Here is a 17570-nt window from a genome sequence, read left to right as displayed (position 1 = left end):
CACCCAAAGATCTCTGACTCCATTCCAGAACCGGCTCACGAACGCGCGTCCTCGCTCGTGCAGCGATCCGCTGACGTGGGCGCGACGGCGTCGTGCAGGTTGAATTCCGCTTCGCGCAATCCGGTCGGCGAAAGCGAAATGAAGTGCTGCAGGCCCTGTCCGTGCGCAATGCCGATCGCGCCGGTATTGCCCCACGCGAAGGGCGCGCGTATCAGGCCGCGCAGCGTGATCGAATCGCCGCTCAGTTCGAGCGCCATCAATCGTCCGTCGCGCGTGGGCACGAATGCGGTATTGCCGTCCACGCCGATCCCCGCTTCGCGCACCGTGGCGGGCAGGCACGTGAGCCGCGCCGTGACGCGGCCCGTCTCGTCAATCGCCATCACGGCGGAGCGGCCATCGGAGCGCGACGCCTCCACGAGGAATCGGTTCGCGCCGGGCACCCACGCCGTCGCGTACGTGTAGTACTCGACGCGCAGGTCGTCGAGCGCATCGGGCGCACGCACGAACTCTCCGGTCGACGGATCGAGCACGGCGTAGCGCAGCCGCGCAATGGTGTCGCCCGGAATGAACTTTTGCCAGAGCAGCAGCGCCCGCGTGGGAGAACCGGCGAGCATCGGCCACCATTCGCGCACATGCGCCGCCACGTCCACGCGCCTTTCCAGCTTGCCCACGCCGTTATAGACCTTGACGTAGACGCCGCCGCCCGTGCCGAGGTTATCGACGCCGCCGCCATCGACCCAGTCCTGCGAATAGAACACGACGAACCGGCTGCCCACCGCGGCCACGTGGCCCGAATGGCCACCCGACTCGACATCGTTCGGATACGGCATGACGGGCTTCAGATCCTGCCGGTAAACGCCAAAACGCTGGCTCACTTCACGCGGGGCATTCCAGCCGTCCTCGAAGGTCATGAAGATCGTGCCCCCCGGAATCTGCGCAACCGACACCGGCTCCTGCGCTTCAGGCCTGCTGATGAAAATGTGCACGCCAGACAACCGTTTCTGGCCCGGCTTCCACTCGCCCACGTAGACATCGTGGGGCCAGCTGCCGTCGCGATTCGCACCGCGCGGCGGCAGGCCCGAACTGCTGAAAAACACCCACGTGCCCCCGCCCGGCGCGCTGGCCGATGCAATGCCATGCATGAAGCGCCGCTCGTCACCCAGCCCCGGTGCGGGCACCGCTACGACGGCGCCGGCAGGCGCGCGATGCGCGTTGACGACTTGCGCGGACGCGTCGTGACCGGCGGCGGGCAAGGTCGCGACAGGCAGCGCGGCGGCGCAGGCCAGCAACGCCCTCGCCGCGCGCCTGAGCGCAGCGGCACGCAGCAGCGTTCGCATTGAGGAGAGCTTGCGTCTCATGAGCGCACCGGCTTCGATCCACGCCGCTATCGACGATTCCTGGCGCTTATTGACGCGGCGGCCGCGATGCGCGCGGCGCGGGATACATCGCACGCATGCTGTAATCGACGTGCGCCTCAGCGGGACGATCGGGCGGAGCCGTTGGCACCATGGTTTGCACCACCGTCTGCCCCAGCGACTGCGCTTCCAGCCCGGCGATCATGCCTCGCGGATCGTGCGAGGCGACGAACACGCGCGCCTGCGGATCCCAGTCGCGCGACGCGCCTTCGGTAAACGGCCCCGGTTCGACCGTGATTCTGGCCTTGCGCCGTAGCAGCCGCTGTGTGCGCGACTTCGACGTGAACGGGTGAGCGACGTGCGAAAGGATCAGCCACACCGTCAACGCCACGCCGATGATGCCGATGGCGCCCACATAAGAAACCAGTTCAGTCCACGAAAGATCGCCCTGATCGAACGGCAACAGGTAACGATAGGCGTAAATGGTAATCGCGGCCCACATCGCGCCGACGCAGCTCGGCCTCAATAGCCGGAACCACAGGACGAGCACAATGCCGCGCGCGAGGCCCTTGTCGGCGATGATCAATTGCGGCGCGCGCAGGGAGAGGTCAATCACGGGCGTGTCGTTGTTCATGCTGTATACCTCGATCAGGGCTAGTCCAGACTGCGCGCTTGCCGCGGCGTCCAAAGACGACCATCGGCAGCGCCACGACGGTGGTAACCATGTTGATGAGCCAGAACGCCAGCGGATACCAGACGCTGTCCAGCAGGTAAAGCAGCAGCTTTTCGTCGTAGCACCGGTCGATCATGCAGCCGACGAAGATCTGCAATACGCAGGTCGCCACCAGCAACATGCCGTGCCAGTGCGGCACCAGCGAAACGTGCCAGTCGGGCGGCAAGGTGTAGAACGCGTTGATGACGGCCAGCAGCAGGATGAACGACATCGAATACGCCCACGCAATCCCCAGCGCGTATTCGACGAATAGCGGCCACATCATCAATTGCGAGCCGCTCAGCAACCTGCGCGAATACTTCAGCAACACCTGAATGCCGCCTTTGGCCCAGCGCAGGCGCTGCTTATAGAGGCCCTTCACGGTTTCGGGCATCAGGATCCAGCTGAGCGCATGCGGCTCGTAGGCCACGCGCCAGTCGTTGCACTGGAGCTTCCAGCTGATGTCGATGTCCTCGGTGAGCATGTCCGAACTCCAGTAGCCCACGTCGGCCAGCGCACTCTTGCGAAACATCGTGATGACGCCCGACACCGTGAAAATGCGCCCGTAGACCTGCTGCGTGCGCTTGATGAGGCCGACGATCGACGAGAACTCGCCCACCTGCATGCGCCCAAGCAGCGACGTGCGCGTGCGGATGCGCGGATTGCCCGTCACCGCGCCGACGTTCGGGTCGGAGATGAAATGTTCCAGCATCCAGTTGATCGCATCGCGTCCGAGCAGCGAATCGCCGTCGATACACATGAGATACGGCGCGTCGGTCACGACGGTCGCCGTGGTCAGGCCAATCGCCTTGCCCTCGTTCTTCGAATGATGCACGACGGTCAGGCGCGCAATTTCCGCCGATAGCGCGTTGAGCACTTCGCCCGTGCGGTCGCGGCTGCCGTCGTTGATCGCGATGATCTCGTAGTTGGGGTAGTCGAGCGTCGCCAGGTGGCTCAGGACACGGCGCGCGTTCGATTCCTCGTTGTAGCAAGGTACGATCACGGCCACCTTCGGCATGCCCGCGCGGATCAGCGCGGTCTGCGAGCGCGTGCGCCCCTGCTCCAGCACGAGAAAGTGCACGACGCCCCCGATCATCCATAGATACGACATGAAGAACGGGTAGAAGAAAACAAAATCCTGTAGTCGATTGATGAGGGCATGCATCATCGCCGCGCTCCCGAAGCGCTATTGGCGCTGAGCAACGCATTGATCGAGCTTGGGTCGAGCCGCGAGCGCATCGACATCACATCGCGCAGCGCCACGGCGTCCGGCACGTTGTGCGCGAAATCGTCGGGATAATAGCCGTAGCTCACCATGCCCGTCTGGCGCAGGTGGCGCATCTGCTCGGCGATGCGCTCGGTCGGAACGGCAGTCGTTGTGCGCGCATCGGTCGCCTCCAGCAGGAACACCGTGCGGCGCGCACCGTCCGGCACCTCGCGCGCCCGCGTGCTGAGCTTGTCGAGCCAGCTGTCCACGGACGTAATGCCCTGGCGCGACGGCATCGCCAGCAGGCCGACGAAGTCGTACGCGTGCACGAAATCGGCGTAGTTCTGCGCGTAGCGACGCCCGGTCTCGGGATCGAGGACGACATCGGGAAAGATCGTGCGCACCGTGAGCACTTCTCCGCTGTTCTGGCTATCGAGGACGATTCTTTCCAGTTCCTTGGTGAAGTCGATCAGGTAGCGCGTCTTCATGTCGCCCCAGTGTTTGGCGAGCGCCGGATCGGCGCGGATCTGCTCGATATTGCGCGGCAGGTTCCAGCGCGCGTAGGTGTCGAGCGCGTGATGGCCTGCGTCCTCGAAATCGCTGAGCGTGGCGTCCTCGCCAAACAGCACGCCGGTAAAGGACGCATGCTTGCCAAGATCCTCGTAAAGGTTGCGCACCAGTTCGCGCGCGGCCGGATCGAATGGACTGAGCCGCCGCACCGCGGACGCGCCTGGCGGCAAGGTTGCGCCGCCTGCCGCCGTGACGGACTCCACGCGTGCGTTCAGGTTATCGGGCGCTGCGAACGCCAGCACCGGCATCCAGGCGTACACGGCCACATCGGCGCGCGTATTCAGTTGCCACGCGGCGCGGCTGAAGAGATCGGCGCGAACCGGCAAATGGCGGTTAGGAAAATACACGGCCTGCGCGAAACCCGAACGCGTCGGATCGGAGAAAGCCTGTAAATAAACGGAGCTGGGGCGCAGGTGATAAATCCGCTCGATCAGGTCGCCAAGTTTCTTTTCCTGCAAATCGGGTGAAGCATCGTAGACATCGTCGAGCGAGACCACGACGGCGCGCTCGACCGGATGCACCTCGCCGCGATTTTCGGCAGGCTCGCGCATCGAGCGTTCGAGGCCGCCCACGTCGATGTCATAGGTTGCGAGAATGCGGCGCATGCGATCGAGCGGCACGTCGCGCGTATTGGGCCCGGATTCCAGCGTGAATTGCGTCTGCATGCCGAGTCCCGTCGACACCGAGCGCACCGCTTTGTTCTGCGCACCGTATGGCCATACCATCGCGCGAACCGGGAAGCCGGTGCGGTCTTTCACCTGCCGGATGCAACTGCCCAGGTCGGCCTGCACCCGCGACTGAAATTCGGCATCGGTTTCGTAGCGGCCCTGGTCCGCCAGGTAGAGGTGCGAGGTGGCGGCAGGCAGTTCGTTGCCCTGAGGATTGGCGACCGCGCCGTGATGCAGGTCGTGCGTATGGCACGCAAGCTCGACCAGGCCCGATTGCGCCACGTCGTGCACTTCGTCCCATGACATGAAGGTGTCGCGCGGCACCACGAGCGTGTCGGAAAGGCGCACGCCCTGATCGGCGGGCGTATCGACCCACGACGTGACGATACCCATGACCGCGGGATACCTGAACTGCTTGAGCAACGGCAGCACCTTTTCGTGGTGGCTGCGAAAGCCGTCGTCGAAGGTCAGCAGCACGGCGCGCGGCGGCAACGGCTTGCCGCCCGTGCGCGAAGCCAGCACCGCACTAAACGGAACGCAATGGTACTGGTTCGTCTCCAGCCAGGAAAAAATGGAAGTGAGCGTGCCCGTGTCGATCGCATACGGATCGATCACATTGTTGGTATTGAATTCGGCGCGCAGATTGTCGCGCACGTCGTGAAAGCAGATCGCCCGAAACGTCAGACCGTCGGCAGGATCTGCCGGCGGCAGGATGTCGATGAGTTTTGCCGGTGCAAGCGACGGAAACAGCGAACAGCCCGCCAAAGCCCCCATGCACCCGCAAATGAATTGTCGACGCGATGGCATCGCGTTCCTCCATTTCCAGACCCTGGTTCAGAAAGGCACCGTGAGCGTGGCATAGGCCGTTTCGGAGAACTCGCGCGAACCGTCATAGGCATGGCTCAGGACGCCAATGCCGTAAGTGAGCGCGATGTCGTGACTGAATGTCCACGCATGCTCGATGCGGGCGCCGAACTCCGGACTCGTGCCGAAGCCGCGCTCGTTATAGGCGCCTGCCGTGACGTAGAAACGCTGCACCAGCGCCTTTTCGCCGCTGCGCCAGATCGCCCATTGATGCATGGCGACGACCTCGGCGGTATAGTCGCGGCCCGGTGCGTAATACGTTGCGTTCGAAATCGTGTTGCTGCCCGTGCTCAGGTTCAGCGACACATTGATGAACTGGTTGGCCGTGGTAAAGACGCGCTGCGTGCCGCTCAACGCGATTTCCTGGTTGAAATTGGAGTCGCTGTAACGCGAGGCGGCATAGGACAGCGAGGCCGAACGCTGGTCGCCGTCCACGAAATTCAGGCTGGCCTGCGCGGACTTGCCCCAGAGGTGCTCGACATAGGCTTTCCACGGCAGCGCATTGGAGTCGCTGTCCACGCCCGCGCTGGCAGAAAGATAATCGTTGAACTGGTAAGAGACTTCGCCATTGCCGCCGGTGCGGCCGTAACCGCCCATCGAACGCGTCGCCTCGGCGGTGAGCGTGAGCGCGCCGTTGCGGTAATCGCCGCCTACGCCTGTGCGCGTACGGGACGTATTGCCGATGTCCGTATTCGCATAGCCAAAGAAGGTATGCGAAAAGACCCGCCAGTAATCGTAGATCGGCGGCGAATAGATCGTGGTGTCGGAGGAAAACTCATTGTCCGCCAGCACCGAATTGCCGTGTTCGCCATTCACTTCGACAGTGACGACCGGCGCGCGATAGGCCGCGTAATCGCGCTTGAAACTGCGCACGGAACCGTTTTCCGGGAAGGTATCGTCGAACGCACCGTCGATCTGGCGTGCGTTGGCGTAGTCGCCCAGTGCAAGCGAAGCGCGGCCCAGGCCCGCCAGCGCCTCGATGTTGTCGGGGTGATCGGTCAAGGACGCCGAATACATATCGCGCGCCTTGCGCGTTCTCCCCATGCCGAGGGTGGCATCGGCCTGGGCGTTACGCACCTCCGAGCTGAACGGCACCTGCTCTTCCAGCTTCTGCAATCCGGCCAGGCCCGTCGACGTCTGGCCGACATAGATCTGGTACTGCGCGAGCAGGCGGTAGTAGCGCAGGTAGTCGTCGTTGGCCACGTCCCACGGATGCACTTCCGCTGCGGGCGGCAGCGCCGCGTGGATATCGTCGAGCACCTGCCTGGCCTGCGTATATTTATTCTGGTCGGTCAGCGAATAGAACAGTCCTTCGCGCACATCGATCAGGCGCGTATGCGTGCCGTACTGATAGCCGAGCGTGGCCGTATCCGGCGTCGCCGCCGTCTCCTGATCCTGCGCGCGGCGGAACACCTGTTCGGCCTTGGCGGGTTCCTGCAGATAGGAATAGGCGTCGCCTACGCCGGTCAGCGCTTCGACGGAAATGGCCGAATGCGGCGGGATGGTCTCGAACGCGGCCACGGCGTCTTCCATGCGGCCGCGCGCGGCGTACGCCACCGTGCGGTCGCCCGCAAGCGCCGCGCGCACTTCCGAATATTCAGGGGTACTCGGCAACTGCTTGTCGAACTCCTCGGCCTCGTGGATCGCGCTGTCCAGTGCGTCGAAGCGGTCGGCGCTCGTCATCGCGCGCACCTTCGCGCGTCCGCCACGCACCTGCTGGCGAATATCGAGTTCCTGGATCGACGCAACATCGACCGGCGTGAAGACATCGGGGCGCGCCTTCGCTTCGTCGAGTGCGCGCACGGCCCCGCCACTCGTTGCGAGCGCAAACACCCGGCGGCGCACATCGTCGTTGGGCTCCGGCACGTCGCTCGCCGATGCGGACGGCGTCAATGGATTGATCGGCGACGGTTGCGGCGCGCCGCCCGGCGGCGGTGCAGCGGGCGTGGAAACCGTGGCGGGCTCGTTGCCCGGCGTGGCTGGCGAGTCTCCGGGCATTGCGCTGTCCGGCGTGCTGTTTGAGGTGCTGCCCGAAGTGCTACCCGGCGTGCTGCCCGAAGCGCTTTCCGGCGTGCTCTGCGGTGCGCTCTGCGCGGTGGGCTGGGGTTCGAGTTCCGATGGCGACGGCGCAGCGGCCTGCGCGACGGTTTCGGTATGCGCGGGGGTACGCACGGGGGGTTGCGAAGCGGTATGCGCGGGGGCGGCTTCGCCGGTATCGGTCACGCTGGGTTGCGGGACGTCCTGCATCGCCACCACGGCGTAGATCGTGGGCGCTGCGTCGGGCCGGGCGGACGTGGACGCGTCGCTGCTTTGCACCGGGCGGCCTGGCGGCACGGGCGCGCCGGGATCGTCGGCCATCGCCACCATGAACACCACGGGCTTGCCGGTGTCCGTTCCTTGCGCAACAGCCGCTTTGCTTACCAGCCCTGCATAAGCCGAAAAGAGCACGACCGCGGCGGGCGCGCAGGCGCTCGCACAGGCACTTAGCGGCCGCCGGTTCGGCAACGCGCACATACGCTTGAACTCGACCATTGTTGCATGCCCCTTTCTGTATGTTCTTGCGGACAACGCACGCGCGCCAAGCGCCACTTCCGTACCGTTTTCGAATGACGCGTATTTACCTGGTTTCCAGACGCCTTTCAGTGAACTTTGCAAATGATGTTGAATTGCATTTAAGAAGGTCGCATGGAGACCTGTCACAACGGCCATGCCACAGCGGCTCGACTCGCTGAAAGTCAAGCTTCCAGGCATTAATCTGATATTTACAGATCGAAACTGTCCCGCAAAAAAATTCGATAATGATTAGATAATTTACTTTTAAAAGTATCGGCAGGATTTTAAGAAAATTCTTTCAATCGGCGAGACGGGGATTACCCGGTGCGCCATAGCGTAAACAACGTAAACATGGGTGCCGCGGCATTGCACACGCGAACGCGTCGAAGCCATGACCGAACGCCGACAAAGAGCGTTCGATCATGACGAAAGCATTTCACAGCTTGTTTTACAGTACTTTTTGTGTGCTCCCTGTATACCGGCAGGGCCTCCCAGCACACGACCGAATTCTAGGTCGCGTCGATGCCGCCCTATCGAAACGTTTCATCCGGTTACGATCGTTACAAGTGAAATGTCGCGAATCAATCCATCATATTAATTAAATTCAGTCCCGATCATTAATTCCCGGAGTGCAAAATAGACACGGAATAACTTACTCATTGGCATGAGAGGATTGCTTTTCCAACGTGGCGTTTCTATGCTGAGTGCACAGTGAGAATTGAGCGCATGGATCGCAGGCACCCATTCCGGATGTAGATTGCCGACAACCAGGGAGAGGAGACATGGTGGCCGTGAAAACACGTGATCCAGCTATGTGGTCAGGAGTCCTGGCAATGGCAGTTGCCCTCGCGGCGGCCTGCATTTCACCGGCCGGCGCGCAGATCGCCCACCCTATGCAGACGCAGGCTACCTTGCCCGCGGCCCCGCCCACCACGATCCCCACCGCGCCGCCTGCCGCTGCACCGCCTGCCGCCGCGCCGACGAATACCTCAGCCGCGCCGCAGCAGATGCTCTATTACGTCTGCGGAAATAGCGGCATGGAAAGCCACGTGACGTCGCCCGATCCGCAGCACCCCTTCAACCTTGGCGTGACGTTCGTATCGTCTGCGGATAGCGGGCCGCTGAACCAGGTCGCCGTCAAGTTGCGGCGGCACGGACGCGTGCTGATGGATTTCGTGGCGGCAGGCCCGTACTGCCTGTTTTCCGTACCTGACGCCGATTACCGCATCGAAGGGACGTATCGCGGCGAAATGAAGTTCGAAATCGTGCAGACAGGCAACCTCAACGCGCAGATCAAGTGGTGACGCGAACCGGCGCCCGACCCGCAGCGTGAACGGAATTCAGCTAAAAGTGCGAATCATGCCGAAACTCGACCCACCCTACGATCCAGCGAACCCGCTCCCGCTGGGCGACGACAAGGCAGAAGGCGCGCAGGCCAACCGGGACTTTGGATTTCCGCGCCTGTCCGGGCCGGGGGCCAGCGTCTCTCTGAGCGTCGCGGTCTTTCTGGTCGTACTGGCGGCCGGTGTGAGCTACGACCACGCACACAGGTTGCGCACGCAACAAACCGGCGCGCTGGATATGGCAGACGGCGGCGCAGTCCTGAACGGCGTTCACGCGCCGTCGCCTTCGATCATGGCGGGCCTCGCCAGTAGCACGTCGCGCGTGCTGCTCGCGCAGGCACGCGATTGTGCGCGCGCCGGTCGCTGGGACTGTGTCGATGAAGCGACGCATGCGGCGCTTGCGCTCGACGAGGGCGAGCAGCTCGCGCCCGCGATGCAGCCACCAGGCGGGCGCAACGTGACGCCAGCGCCGTTGCTGGCAGCCGGGCCAGCAAACAGCGCGAAAAACGCTTATCGAAACGGCACGACGAAGGTGGCTGTGCATTCGCACGGCAAGCACCACAACAACCATCGTCTCTACGCATCGCGCAATGGCCGGGGCTCGGCGGCGAACACGCAGCGCGCGTCACCGGAGTTCCTGGCGGATCTTTACCGGCATTGAATGCCGAGATCAACATCGATCCACGAGGCGCCTTCGGGCGCCTCATTTTATTGCTGCACGTTCAGCCCGAGCAGGTGCTGGCAATCGCCGCTGCTTTGGGCAGCGTCACGTTGCTGGGCGGCGTCGAGCCTGGCGAACCGCTTCAGCGCATCGTTCGCGGCGGCGGCGTTGAATTCGAGCTTCTGCAACGCGTAATCGGCGTTGCCGTTCTCGATCACGTCCTGCATGTCCTTGCGCGGGTCGTGACTGCCATTGGCGACGACGTGGCACAGGAGCGCGGTGTACTGGTCGCGCTCGGCAGGGGTAAAGCGCGGACGTAAAAAGTGGGCCACTGCGGCTGCCGAAAGAACCAGTAGCAGCAGCGCAATCCAGCGTTTTTTCTTCATGGAAATTAGATCAAGGCGGGGCGCGCACGGGCTCATTGAGCTGAACCCGTGGCCAGAACGAGAGACACTTCACGCTCCCCGAAGCGCGGCGCAATTATAAGGGCATTGGGGAAAACCCGGGGCCCAGGCGGGCAACGGGTGCCTTACAGGTTTGCGTACAAGGGTGCCTTACAAGCCCGCCGCATCGGTCGCAACATTGACCTGACGACGCACGATGTCCACCGTGAAGCGCTGCTCGCCGCGCTCCACGTCGAGCTTGACGGAGCTGCCCGCCACGCCGCGAATTACGTCGGAGGTCTGGGCAAGCGACAGCGCCTCGATCGATTTGCCGTCCACCTTCGTCACTTTGTCGCCCGCCAGCAGTTTTGCCTGCGCGGCCGGGCTATTCGGCAGCACGCCCATGATGGTCGCGGCGCTGTCATGCGGCTTCTTCTGCAACGCCACGCCAATGCCAACCAGCGATTGCGTCACCGCAGGCAATGCCACCCACTTCGCGGGCAGCCCATCCGGGCAAGCCACGCAGCGCAACGCGCCGCTGCTGTCGCGCTGGAAGCGCACGCGCGGCTCGGCCTTCGAGGCGCAACCGCCCGCCTGATCCTGGTCGCGCAAGACAAGGTTCGCGCCGCTCTGGCACGCGCGCAGCGTGTTCGGCATGAGCGGCAGGTCGCGGGCGAATTCGCCGAACGAAACATAGGCAATGTCGCCGCGCACGACGACGGCGGGCTGGCCGGGCTCACGCAGTTCGCCGCGTTTCCAGCCCTCCCAGGCGGTCTTCAGGTCGGGATAGCCCGTGGGCACATAGACGCCATTGAGCGGGCCATCGGGTTTGCCAGGCGCCTGGCGCAACTCGGGCGGCAGGATCACGAGCGGAAGATACTTCGGCGCGGCGGTCTCGCTCTGAAAACGTCCCTGATTCAAGGTCACGAAGTAAAGGCTGCCGTCGCGCTCGGCAAGCGCGTGCCAGTCCTTTTGACGCCCCTCCGAAAAGTCGCCGACCGCCGTGTAACTGGGCACGTCCGTGGCTTTGCCGTCGACGGTGACAAAGTCGATGGTCTTGTCCTTGCGCACCTCGATCAAGCCGATGCTCGACAGCGTATCGAGCACGATGCCGCGATTCTCGACCGGCACCACGACCTTGCCCGTGGCCGCGTCGAGCACGCCATGCAGGTCGTTCTGCGTAGCGATCACGAGGTCGGGCGCGCCGTCCGTCTGCTCGATCGAGAGCGCGTCGTAGCCCTGCGAGAGCGGCTTGCCGTCGCGATAGAGCCAGGCCTTGCCGTCGCGCTCGACCACGTTCGACGCGCTGTCCGCGTGGGCAGGCGCGCACAGCATGGCAGCGAGTGTCAGCACGGCGGCGCGGATCAGGGTGGCGACGGGCGGGGTCAAGCCGTTGGCGAGTTCGGTCATCGAGCGTTTCGTTAGAGGTTGCGTCGCGGGACGATGAATAGGTGCATGGCAGCGTGTGCTGCCGCGCACGATTCTACTCAAGTGACGAAAGCGCCTCTCGTTGCGTGCGAAACGAAATGCTCCTGGCATCGGCGGAAACCGGAAACCAGAAACCGCTGCGATCATCGCGCCCGGCACTCCCGATGCGCGATGACTCACCGCGCCGCGACGATCACATGCGCCCGAAGCTGGCCCGCGACCGGGCCTTCGCCGTGACGCGCGGCAATCGCGGCCGCTGCATGGTCGGTTGCCATCGCGAGCCCAGCGCCGTCGCGCGCCTCGATTTCAGTGCGCAGCGGCGTGCCGTGACAAAACGCGGTTGCCGCGTCGCGGGCCGAGGCCGCGCGGCTCACCTTCTCGCGCGTGTCGATTGCAATGTCGGTGAATCCCGCGCGGCGCAGATCGTCGCGAATCGCGGCGACATCGTGATAACCATGCGGCACGCGCGCGAGAAAGTCCGGCGGATCGTGGGGGAAGACGCTCGCGACGGCGCGGGCGACGGCATCGGCAAAGGCGTTTTCCTCGATCCGATCCCAGACAGTGAAGACAAAGCGGCCGCCGGGTTTGAGCACCCGGCGCGCTTCGGCATAGCCCCCCGCACGGTCGGGGAAAAACATCGCGCCGAACTGGCAGAGAACCACGTCGAACGCCGCATCGTCGAAGGGCAATTGCAGCGCGTCGGCCTGGCGCCATTCGACGCGCGCATCGGCGGGCTGCTGCGTGGCCGCGAAGTCGAGCATCGGCTGGTTGAGATCGGTGGCGACATAGCGCGCGGCAGCGCCGAGTTCCGGCGCAAGCACGCGTGTCACCGCGCCGCTGCCAGCCGCCGTTTCCAGCACCGAACCCGGCGCATAGCCCGCGACGAGCGTGGCCGTGTCGGCGGCATAACCGTCGAAGATCAGCGGCACCATGAGGCGGTCGTAGAGCGCGGGAATCGAGCCCGCGAACATGCCTTCCTGCTCCATCGTGGCCTCCCTGGGTGCGCCGCGCGTGCGGCTTGCGCACCCAGTATAGGCGCTACTTCGCGGCGTCCTTGGCGCGACCCTGAGGCACGACGACCGCATCGTCCGCCTCGATCGGCGACTGCAGGTCGCGCTCGTCCAGCTCCCAGACGATGAGCTTGGGCGGCGTCTGCGCGTAGGCCGCGCTCGCGAAATACGCCTTCGCCGAGCCGCCGAACTTCGCGCCTTCGTGCGCGAAGTTGCCCACGCCCGTGCCCAGCGCGAGCGCCAGTTGCGGCACAAAATCGGAGGTCGTCGAATACGACGTGCCGACCACGGCGATATCCGGCAGGTCGGCGTCGCCGAACAGATCGTCGGCGGACGCAGCGGCTTGCGCCTCGTGCACGTAGGCGCGGCTGGCCACGATCTCCGGCGTGGGCTGCCACGACGGCGGCAAGGTTTCCAGGCCTGCAAGACGCACGAGATCGCCGGGACGGCGCGCGGCTGGCCGGTTCTCGACGCGATAGCCAGGCTGGCTCGATCCCAGCGGCACGTTCATCGCGCGAATGCGCTGCGCCACCGCCTGCGCCGCCGCGCCCGCGCCGTCTTGCGTCCAGTGCGTATCGGTGCGGAAGAACGCGTCGCCGGGGACGCTGCGCAGCGCCGCGTCCAGCGTCACGACCGGCACCTGCGCGGCGGCCAGACGCGCGCTCCAGTCGCCCAGACGCGCGTCAAGCGATGCAGGCCGGTACAGGCTGCACAGATGCTGCGGCTCGATGCGCGACTTGTCCGGCACCACGGCGACGACGAGCGCAATCCCCTGCTTCGCCAGTTCGCGCTGCACGGCGGCGACGGTCGCGGCGCGTGTGGCGAGATGGCGCTCGCCATCGGCGTACACATTCAGTTCGTCACGCAGGAACAGCCAGCCGGGACAGCCCTCGCGCACGCGTGGCCCCAGGTCGCCGAGCGTCAGCCAGCCGAGCGCTCGCTGCGCGCGCGCGGCGTCGGCGGCGATGGGCGTATCGGCCATGCGGTTCGCGAGTTCCTTCGACACGGTGCCGTCGAGCAGGCCCGCGCGCGTCACGGCATGCGGCAGGAGCGATTCGGCGGTCGCCGCGAAACGGAGGTTGCAGGCCAGGCCCGCGAACAGGAACACCATCAGCGCGACGGCGGCGATCTTCCCGGCGCGCGTGGCGGGCAATTGCGGGAGCGGCTTGGGGTCTTCCATGGCGTCAGAACTGGAAGTAGAGGAAAGGCACCGCGCCGCGCGCGACGATCAGGCCAAACGACAGCAGGAAACCCGCGAGCGGCCACGCGGCCTCCCACACGCGGCGCGCGGCCGTGCCGGGCAGGCTGTCCCAACGCGCCTGCCAGAGCGGCAGCAGCACGCACACGACGCCGAGCGCCGCCGACAACGCATGCACGGGCCGCAGCAGCACGCGCATCGTATCGCTCAGGCCGATGCCGTTCAGGCCGAACTGCCCGCCATACATCGCGAGCGCCGCATGAAAACCCTGCGCGCGAAACAGCGTCCACGCGAGCATCACGAACGCGAGCGTCAGCACATGCGAAAGCGCGCGCGGCACATCCGGCATGCCAGAGCGCCGCCACAGCCGCGCCACGATCAGCGCCACGCCGTGCGCAAGGCCCCACAGCAGGAAGTTCCAGCTATCGCCGCCATGCCAGAGCCCGGCAATGCCCATCGTGAGCAACAGGTTGCGGCAGGTGTTGAACTCGCCATGCCGGTTGCCGCCGAACGGGATGTACAGATAATCGCGAATCCAGCTCGACAGCGACAAATGCCAGCGCCGCCAGAAGTCCTGGATGCTGCTCGCCAGATAGGGATGATTGAAGTTCTCGGGAAAACGAAAGCCCAGTATCTGGCCGAGACCGATCGCCATCGCGCTATAACCGGCGAAATCGAAGAACAGTTGCAGCGTGTAGAAACCACAGCCTAGCCACGCGTCAGCCAGCGTGGGCGCATGCAGCGCGAAGGCCGCATCGACGATGGGCGACAGCGAATCGGCCACCAGCACCTTCATGCTCATACCGATCATGAGCCGCCGCGCGCCCGCCGTGAAACCGTCCCAGTCCACCGTGCGCGAGACCAGCTCGCGCTTGACCCACGCGTAACGGATGATCGGCCCGGCGATCAGGTGAACGAACATGCCCTGGTACGCGCCGTAGCGGATCGCGCTGCGATCGGCGGGCACCGTGCCGCGCTGCACGTCGACCAGATAGGAAATCGATTGCAGCACGATAAACGACAGGCCGATGGGCAGCACCACGTGCTTCCACGGAAGCGGCCCGACGTGGCCCAGCGACAGGACGCTGTCCAGGCTATCGACCACGATGTTCGCGTACTTGTACCAGCACAGCGTCGCCACGTTCACGGCGATGAACACCGCCAGCCACCACCCGCGCGCACGCGCATTCGGCGCGCGGTCGATGACCATGCCGCCCAGCCAGCCCCAGAACGTCAGCCCGATGAACAGCAGCAGGAACACCGGGCTCCACCAGCCATAGAAAAACCAGCTGCAAAACAGCAGCACGCCGTTGCGCCAGCGCGCAGGCGACGCGACGTAAAGCGCGAGAAAAGCCGGTAAAAAAAGCGTCAGGAATTCGAGGGACGCGAAAACCATGCAACGTTCTCAGTCGAAGGAGAGGTCTGGGCCGACGCACGCAGGCGCCGCGTCGCGCTCCCCGAAAGAGCGGCGACGCGCAGTGTCAATGAAACAAACGCGGGTGCCTAGTGGCTCACCGCATCGTTGGCGAAGAAGATGCGCGACTGCGCGCCCGCGGGCACGAGGAACACCGTGTAGCGCTGGCCCGCCACGAGCGTGCCCAGGCTCAGCGCCTGGCCCACCGGCTGGCCGCCGCACGACAGTTGCACCGAGAGCGTCACCGGATTCACCTGGCGGCGCTTCGTCTGGCCCGCCGCCACGCCGTCGAGCAGCACGACGTCGCGGCCCGCCACCTTGAGCGTGGGCGCGGTGCAGCGCGCGTCGAGGTTATAGAGCGCCACCGACGCCTTGAGCGCATTGAAGTCGTCCGGCTTCTCGCGCACCGTCACGGCGCGCGCGCCGTCGAGCGCCACGATGCTCACGAACTCGCCGGGCTGCACGGTCGCGCTCACGTCCTGGTGCGCGCCGCCGCTCGTGAGCGTGCCCGCCACCGGCTTGCCTGCCGCAACCGGCAGGAAGTGGCTGGCCGGGTTCGCGGCGTCGAGCGACAAACGCGCCTTCGATCCCGCCGCCGTCACTTCCACCGCATGCGTGCCGCCATCGACGAAACGCACGAACGACGAGTCCTGTGCGGGGCCCGTGGGATACAGCGGGATATCGGCCGCCGATGCCACACCCGATGCGGCCAATGCAACGCCGCCCAACAGACCACCCACCGCAACGCTAATCAGTTTTTTCATTTCTTCAGCCCTTGAACCGCCGGCGTATGCGCCATGGCGTTGGCGATCGCCTTGCTCCAGGCGACATAGCCCATCTGCGTGTAGTGCTCGCCGTCCAGCGTCTGCCACTGGCCAGGCTTCGCAAAGGTCGTGGAATCGACATACGAGCAAGGCGCGACGTTGTTCGCGAGGAACGCGTTCAGCTCGCGCACGCGGTCGTCGCTCTTGGCGAACTGGCCGCTGTTGTTGCCCCAGCCCGGCCCGACCCAGACGCAGGCCGTGTGGGTATCGGCGATGGCCTTGGTCAGGCTCGTGACTTCCTGCCACGCCCAGGCCTTCGGGAAGGCGGGCTTGTCGTACGAGCCCATGGTGTCGCCTTCGATCACCAGCACGACGTCGGGCTTGTCCTTGCGGATCAGGTCGGCGATGGGCGTCGTGCGCGCTTCCTTGCCGAGCACCGTGGCCGGGCCCTTGTCGCGCTGGTCGGCGCCGCAGTCCACCGGCGTGCTCGTGAGCCAGCGCGCCGGGCTTGCGCCGCACGCGCCGATCACGTGCACGTGCGCGGCGCCCTGCGCCTGCAGGCTCTGCACCAGCGGCTCGCGCAGGTGGTTATTCAAGGTCAGGTGGCTTTCGCCGATGACCAGCACGGAAAGACCCAACAAGACCGATGCTGCTGCGGGCACGCGACACTCCTGTTCCGGCGCTGCCGGTTATCTAGTGATTCGAATGGTTCGAATGTTTCGGATTCAGAACGATAAAGACGCTTACTTGTGCTGCTGCACGACCGGCAGCTTCACCAGCGCCTTCATGATGTCGCCGCCCCAGTACTTGTAGCCGGTGGTCGTCAAATGCTGGCCGTCCACCGTGGCCCATTCGCCCGGCTTCGAGAACGTCAGCGAGTCGATGTACGAGCACGGCGCGACATTGGTCGCGAGGAACGACGAAAGCTGCTTCACGCGCGTGAAGGTCTTCTGGTACTTGCCGCCTTCCGTGCCCCACACCGGGCCGACCCACACGCACGCCGTCTTGCTGGCGGCCAGGTCCTGGGTGAGCGCCGTGACCTGCTGCCAGGCCCAGGTCTTCGGGAAGTCGTCCTTGCCGTAGCCGCCGATCGTGTCGCCTTCGACGACGATCACGAGGTTGGCCTTGTTCGCCGCGACCAGCTGGTCGATGGGCTGCGTCTTCGCGTTGTGATCGATGACGAGCGGCGCTTTACCCACGCGCGTCGCGCCGCCGCAGGTGCCGGGCACCGACTTCACCCAGTCGCCCGGCGTGCTGCCGCACACGCCATAGGTGTGCACCTGGGCGCCCGCGGCCACCAGTTGATCCTGCAAGGTGTCGATGAGATAGCCCGGCTCGCTCAGGTGGCTGTCGCCGACGATGAGAATGCTGAGACCCGCAAGTACGGAAGCAAGCATGAATCTATAACTCCTGAAAACGATCGATAGCAGCGATTCGCGC

15 protein-coding genes are annotated in these 17570 nt (G+C 64.9%); 2 read left to right on the top strand and 13 right to left on the bottom strand.

The features are described from left to right. Nucleotides 1-35 precede the first annotated feature (35 nt). Genes BBA01S_RS24845 through BBA01S_RS42640 form a run of 5 tightly spaced genes read right to left on the bottom strand, consistent with a single transcriptional unit; the run spans nucleotide 36 to nucleotide 7908 of the window. Nucleotides 36-1358 (bottom strand): hypothetical protein, encoded by a 1323-nt coding sequence (locus BBA01S_RS24845; protein ID WP_027818804.1) that lies wholly within the window; start codon nucleotides 1356-1358, stop codon nucleotides 36-38. 46 nt (nucleotides 1359-1404) lie between these two features. Next, nucleotides 1405-1989 carry a hypothetical protein gene (locus tag BBA01S_RS42645; protein ID WP_052391877.1) on the bottom strand — a complete coding sequence of 195 codons (585 nt, stop codon included), beginning with the start codon at nucleotides 1987-1989 and terminating at the stop codon, nucleotides 1405-1407. Next, nucleotides 1964-3235, bottom strand: coding sequence for a poly-beta-1,6-N-acetyl-D-glucosamine synthase (gene pgaC, locus BBA01S_RS24835; RefSeq protein WP_027818803.1), 1272 nt, complete (start codon nucleotides 3233-3235; stop codon nucleotides 1964-1966). The genes BBA01S_RS42645 and pgaC overlap by 26 nt, the downstream gene beginning before the upstream one ends. Next, nucleotides 3232-5319 carry a poly-beta-1,6-N-acetyl-D-glucosamine N-deacetylase PgaB gene (pgaB, locus tag BBA01S_RS24830; RefSeq protein WP_027818802.1) on the bottom strand — a complete coding sequence of 696 codons (2088 nt, stop codon included), beginning with the start codon at nucleotides 5317-5319 and terminating at the stop codon, nucleotides 3232-3234. The genes pgaC and pgaB overlap by 4 nt, the downstream gene beginning before the upstream one ends. A 27-nt stretch (nucleotides 5320-5346) precedes the next feature. Next, nucleotides 5347-7908, bottom strand: coding sequence for a tetratricopeptide repeat protein (locus tag BBA01S_RS42640; RefSeq protein WP_052391876.1), 2562 nt, complete (start codon nucleotides 7906-7908; stop codon nucleotides 5347-5349). 854 nt (nucleotides 7909-8762) lie between these two features. Here BBA01S_RS42640 and BBA01S_RS48160 point away from each other — a divergent pair. Beyond that, nucleotides 8763-9233 carry a hypothetical protein gene (locus BBA01S_RS48160; protein WP_245641573.1) on the top strand — a complete coding sequence of 157 codons (471 nt, stop codon included), beginning with the start codon at nucleotides 8763-8765 and terminating at the stop codon, nucleotides 9231-9233. A gap of 55 nt (nucleotides 9234-9288) precedes the next feature. Further along, entirely contained in the window at nucleotides 9289-9933 is a 645-nt protein-coding gene (locus BBA01S_RS24815) for a hypothetical protein (protein ID WP_027818800.1), read from the top strand. Nucleotides 9934-9980: 47 nt separating this feature from the next. On the opposite strand, the gene BBA01S_RS24810 is transcribed toward BBA01S_RS24815, so the two are convergent. The 8 genes from BBA01S_RS24810 to BBA01S_RS24775 form a co-directional block, all read right to left on the bottom strand. Beyond that, nucleotides 9981-10319 carry a hypothetical protein gene (locus BBA01S_RS24810; protein ID WP_027818799.1) on the bottom strand — a complete coding sequence of 113 codons (339 nt, stop codon included), beginning with the start codon at nucleotides 10317-10319 and terminating at the stop codon, nucleotides 9981-9983. A gap of 168 nt (nucleotides 10320-10487) precedes the next feature. Next, on the bottom strand, nucleotides 10488-11726 hold the full coding sequence (locus tag BBA01S_RS24805) for a PDZ domain-containing protein (protein WP_027818798.1): 1239 nt from the start codon (nucleotides 11724-11726) through the stop codon (nucleotides 10488-10490). 194 nt (nucleotides 11727-11920) lie between these two features. Next, nucleotides 11921-12730 carry a class I SAM-dependent methyltransferase gene (locus BBA01S_RS24800; protein ID WP_027818797.1) on the bottom strand — a complete coding sequence of 270 codons (810 nt, stop codon included), beginning with the start codon at nucleotides 12728-12730 and terminating at the stop codon, nucleotides 11921-11923. Between the two features lie 52 nt (nucleotides 12731-12782). After that, nucleotides 12783-13934, bottom strand: coding sequence for an alginate O-acetyltransferase AlgX-related protein (locus BBA01S_RS42635; RefSeq protein WP_042297848.1), 1152 nt, complete (start codon nucleotides 13932-13934; stop codon nucleotides 12783-12785). Nucleotides 13935-13938: 4 nt separating this feature from the next. Further along, nucleotides 13939-15348, bottom strand: a complete 1410-nt coding sequence (locus tag BBA01S_RS24790; RefSeq protein ID WP_027818796.1) for an MBOAT family O-acyltransferase — start codon at nucleotides 15346-15348, stop codon at nucleotides 13939-13941. A gap of 107 nt (nucleotides 15349-15455) precedes the next feature. After that, the gene (locus BBA01S_RS24785; protein WP_084162520.1) at nucleotides 15456-16130 is read right to left on the bottom strand and encodes an alginate O-acetyltransferase AlgF; all 675 of its coding nucleotides are present in this window, start codon (nucleotides 16128-16130) and stop codon (nucleotides 15456-15458) included. Continuing rightward, on the bottom strand, nucleotides 16127-16792 hold the full coding sequence (locus BBA01S_RS24780) for an SGNH/GDSL hydrolase family protein (protein ID WP_027818794.1): 666 nt from the start codon (nucleotides 16790-16792) through the stop codon (nucleotides 16127-16129). The genes BBA01S_RS24785 and BBA01S_RS24780 overlap by 4 nt, the downstream gene beginning before the upstream one ends. An 81-nt stretch (nucleotides 16793-16873) precedes the next feature. Beyond that, nucleotides 16874-17527, bottom strand: a complete 654-nt coding sequence (locus BBA01S_RS24775; RefSeq protein WP_027818793.1) for an SGNH/GDSL hydrolase family protein — start codon at nucleotides 17525-17527, stop codon at nucleotides 16874-16876. Between the last annotated feature and the right edge of the window lie 43 nt (nucleotides 17528-17570).

The sequence above is a fragment of the Paraburkholderia bannensis NBRC 103871 genome (assembly GCF_000685015.1).
In the GTDB taxonomy this organism is placed as follows: domain Bacteria; phylum Pseudomonadota; class Gammaproteobacteria; order Burkholderiales; family Burkholderiaceae; genus Paraburkholderia; species Paraburkholderia bannensis.
Note: the sequence above shows the minus strand (reverse complement) of the source record. Positions and strands in the feature narration are given on the sequence as shown.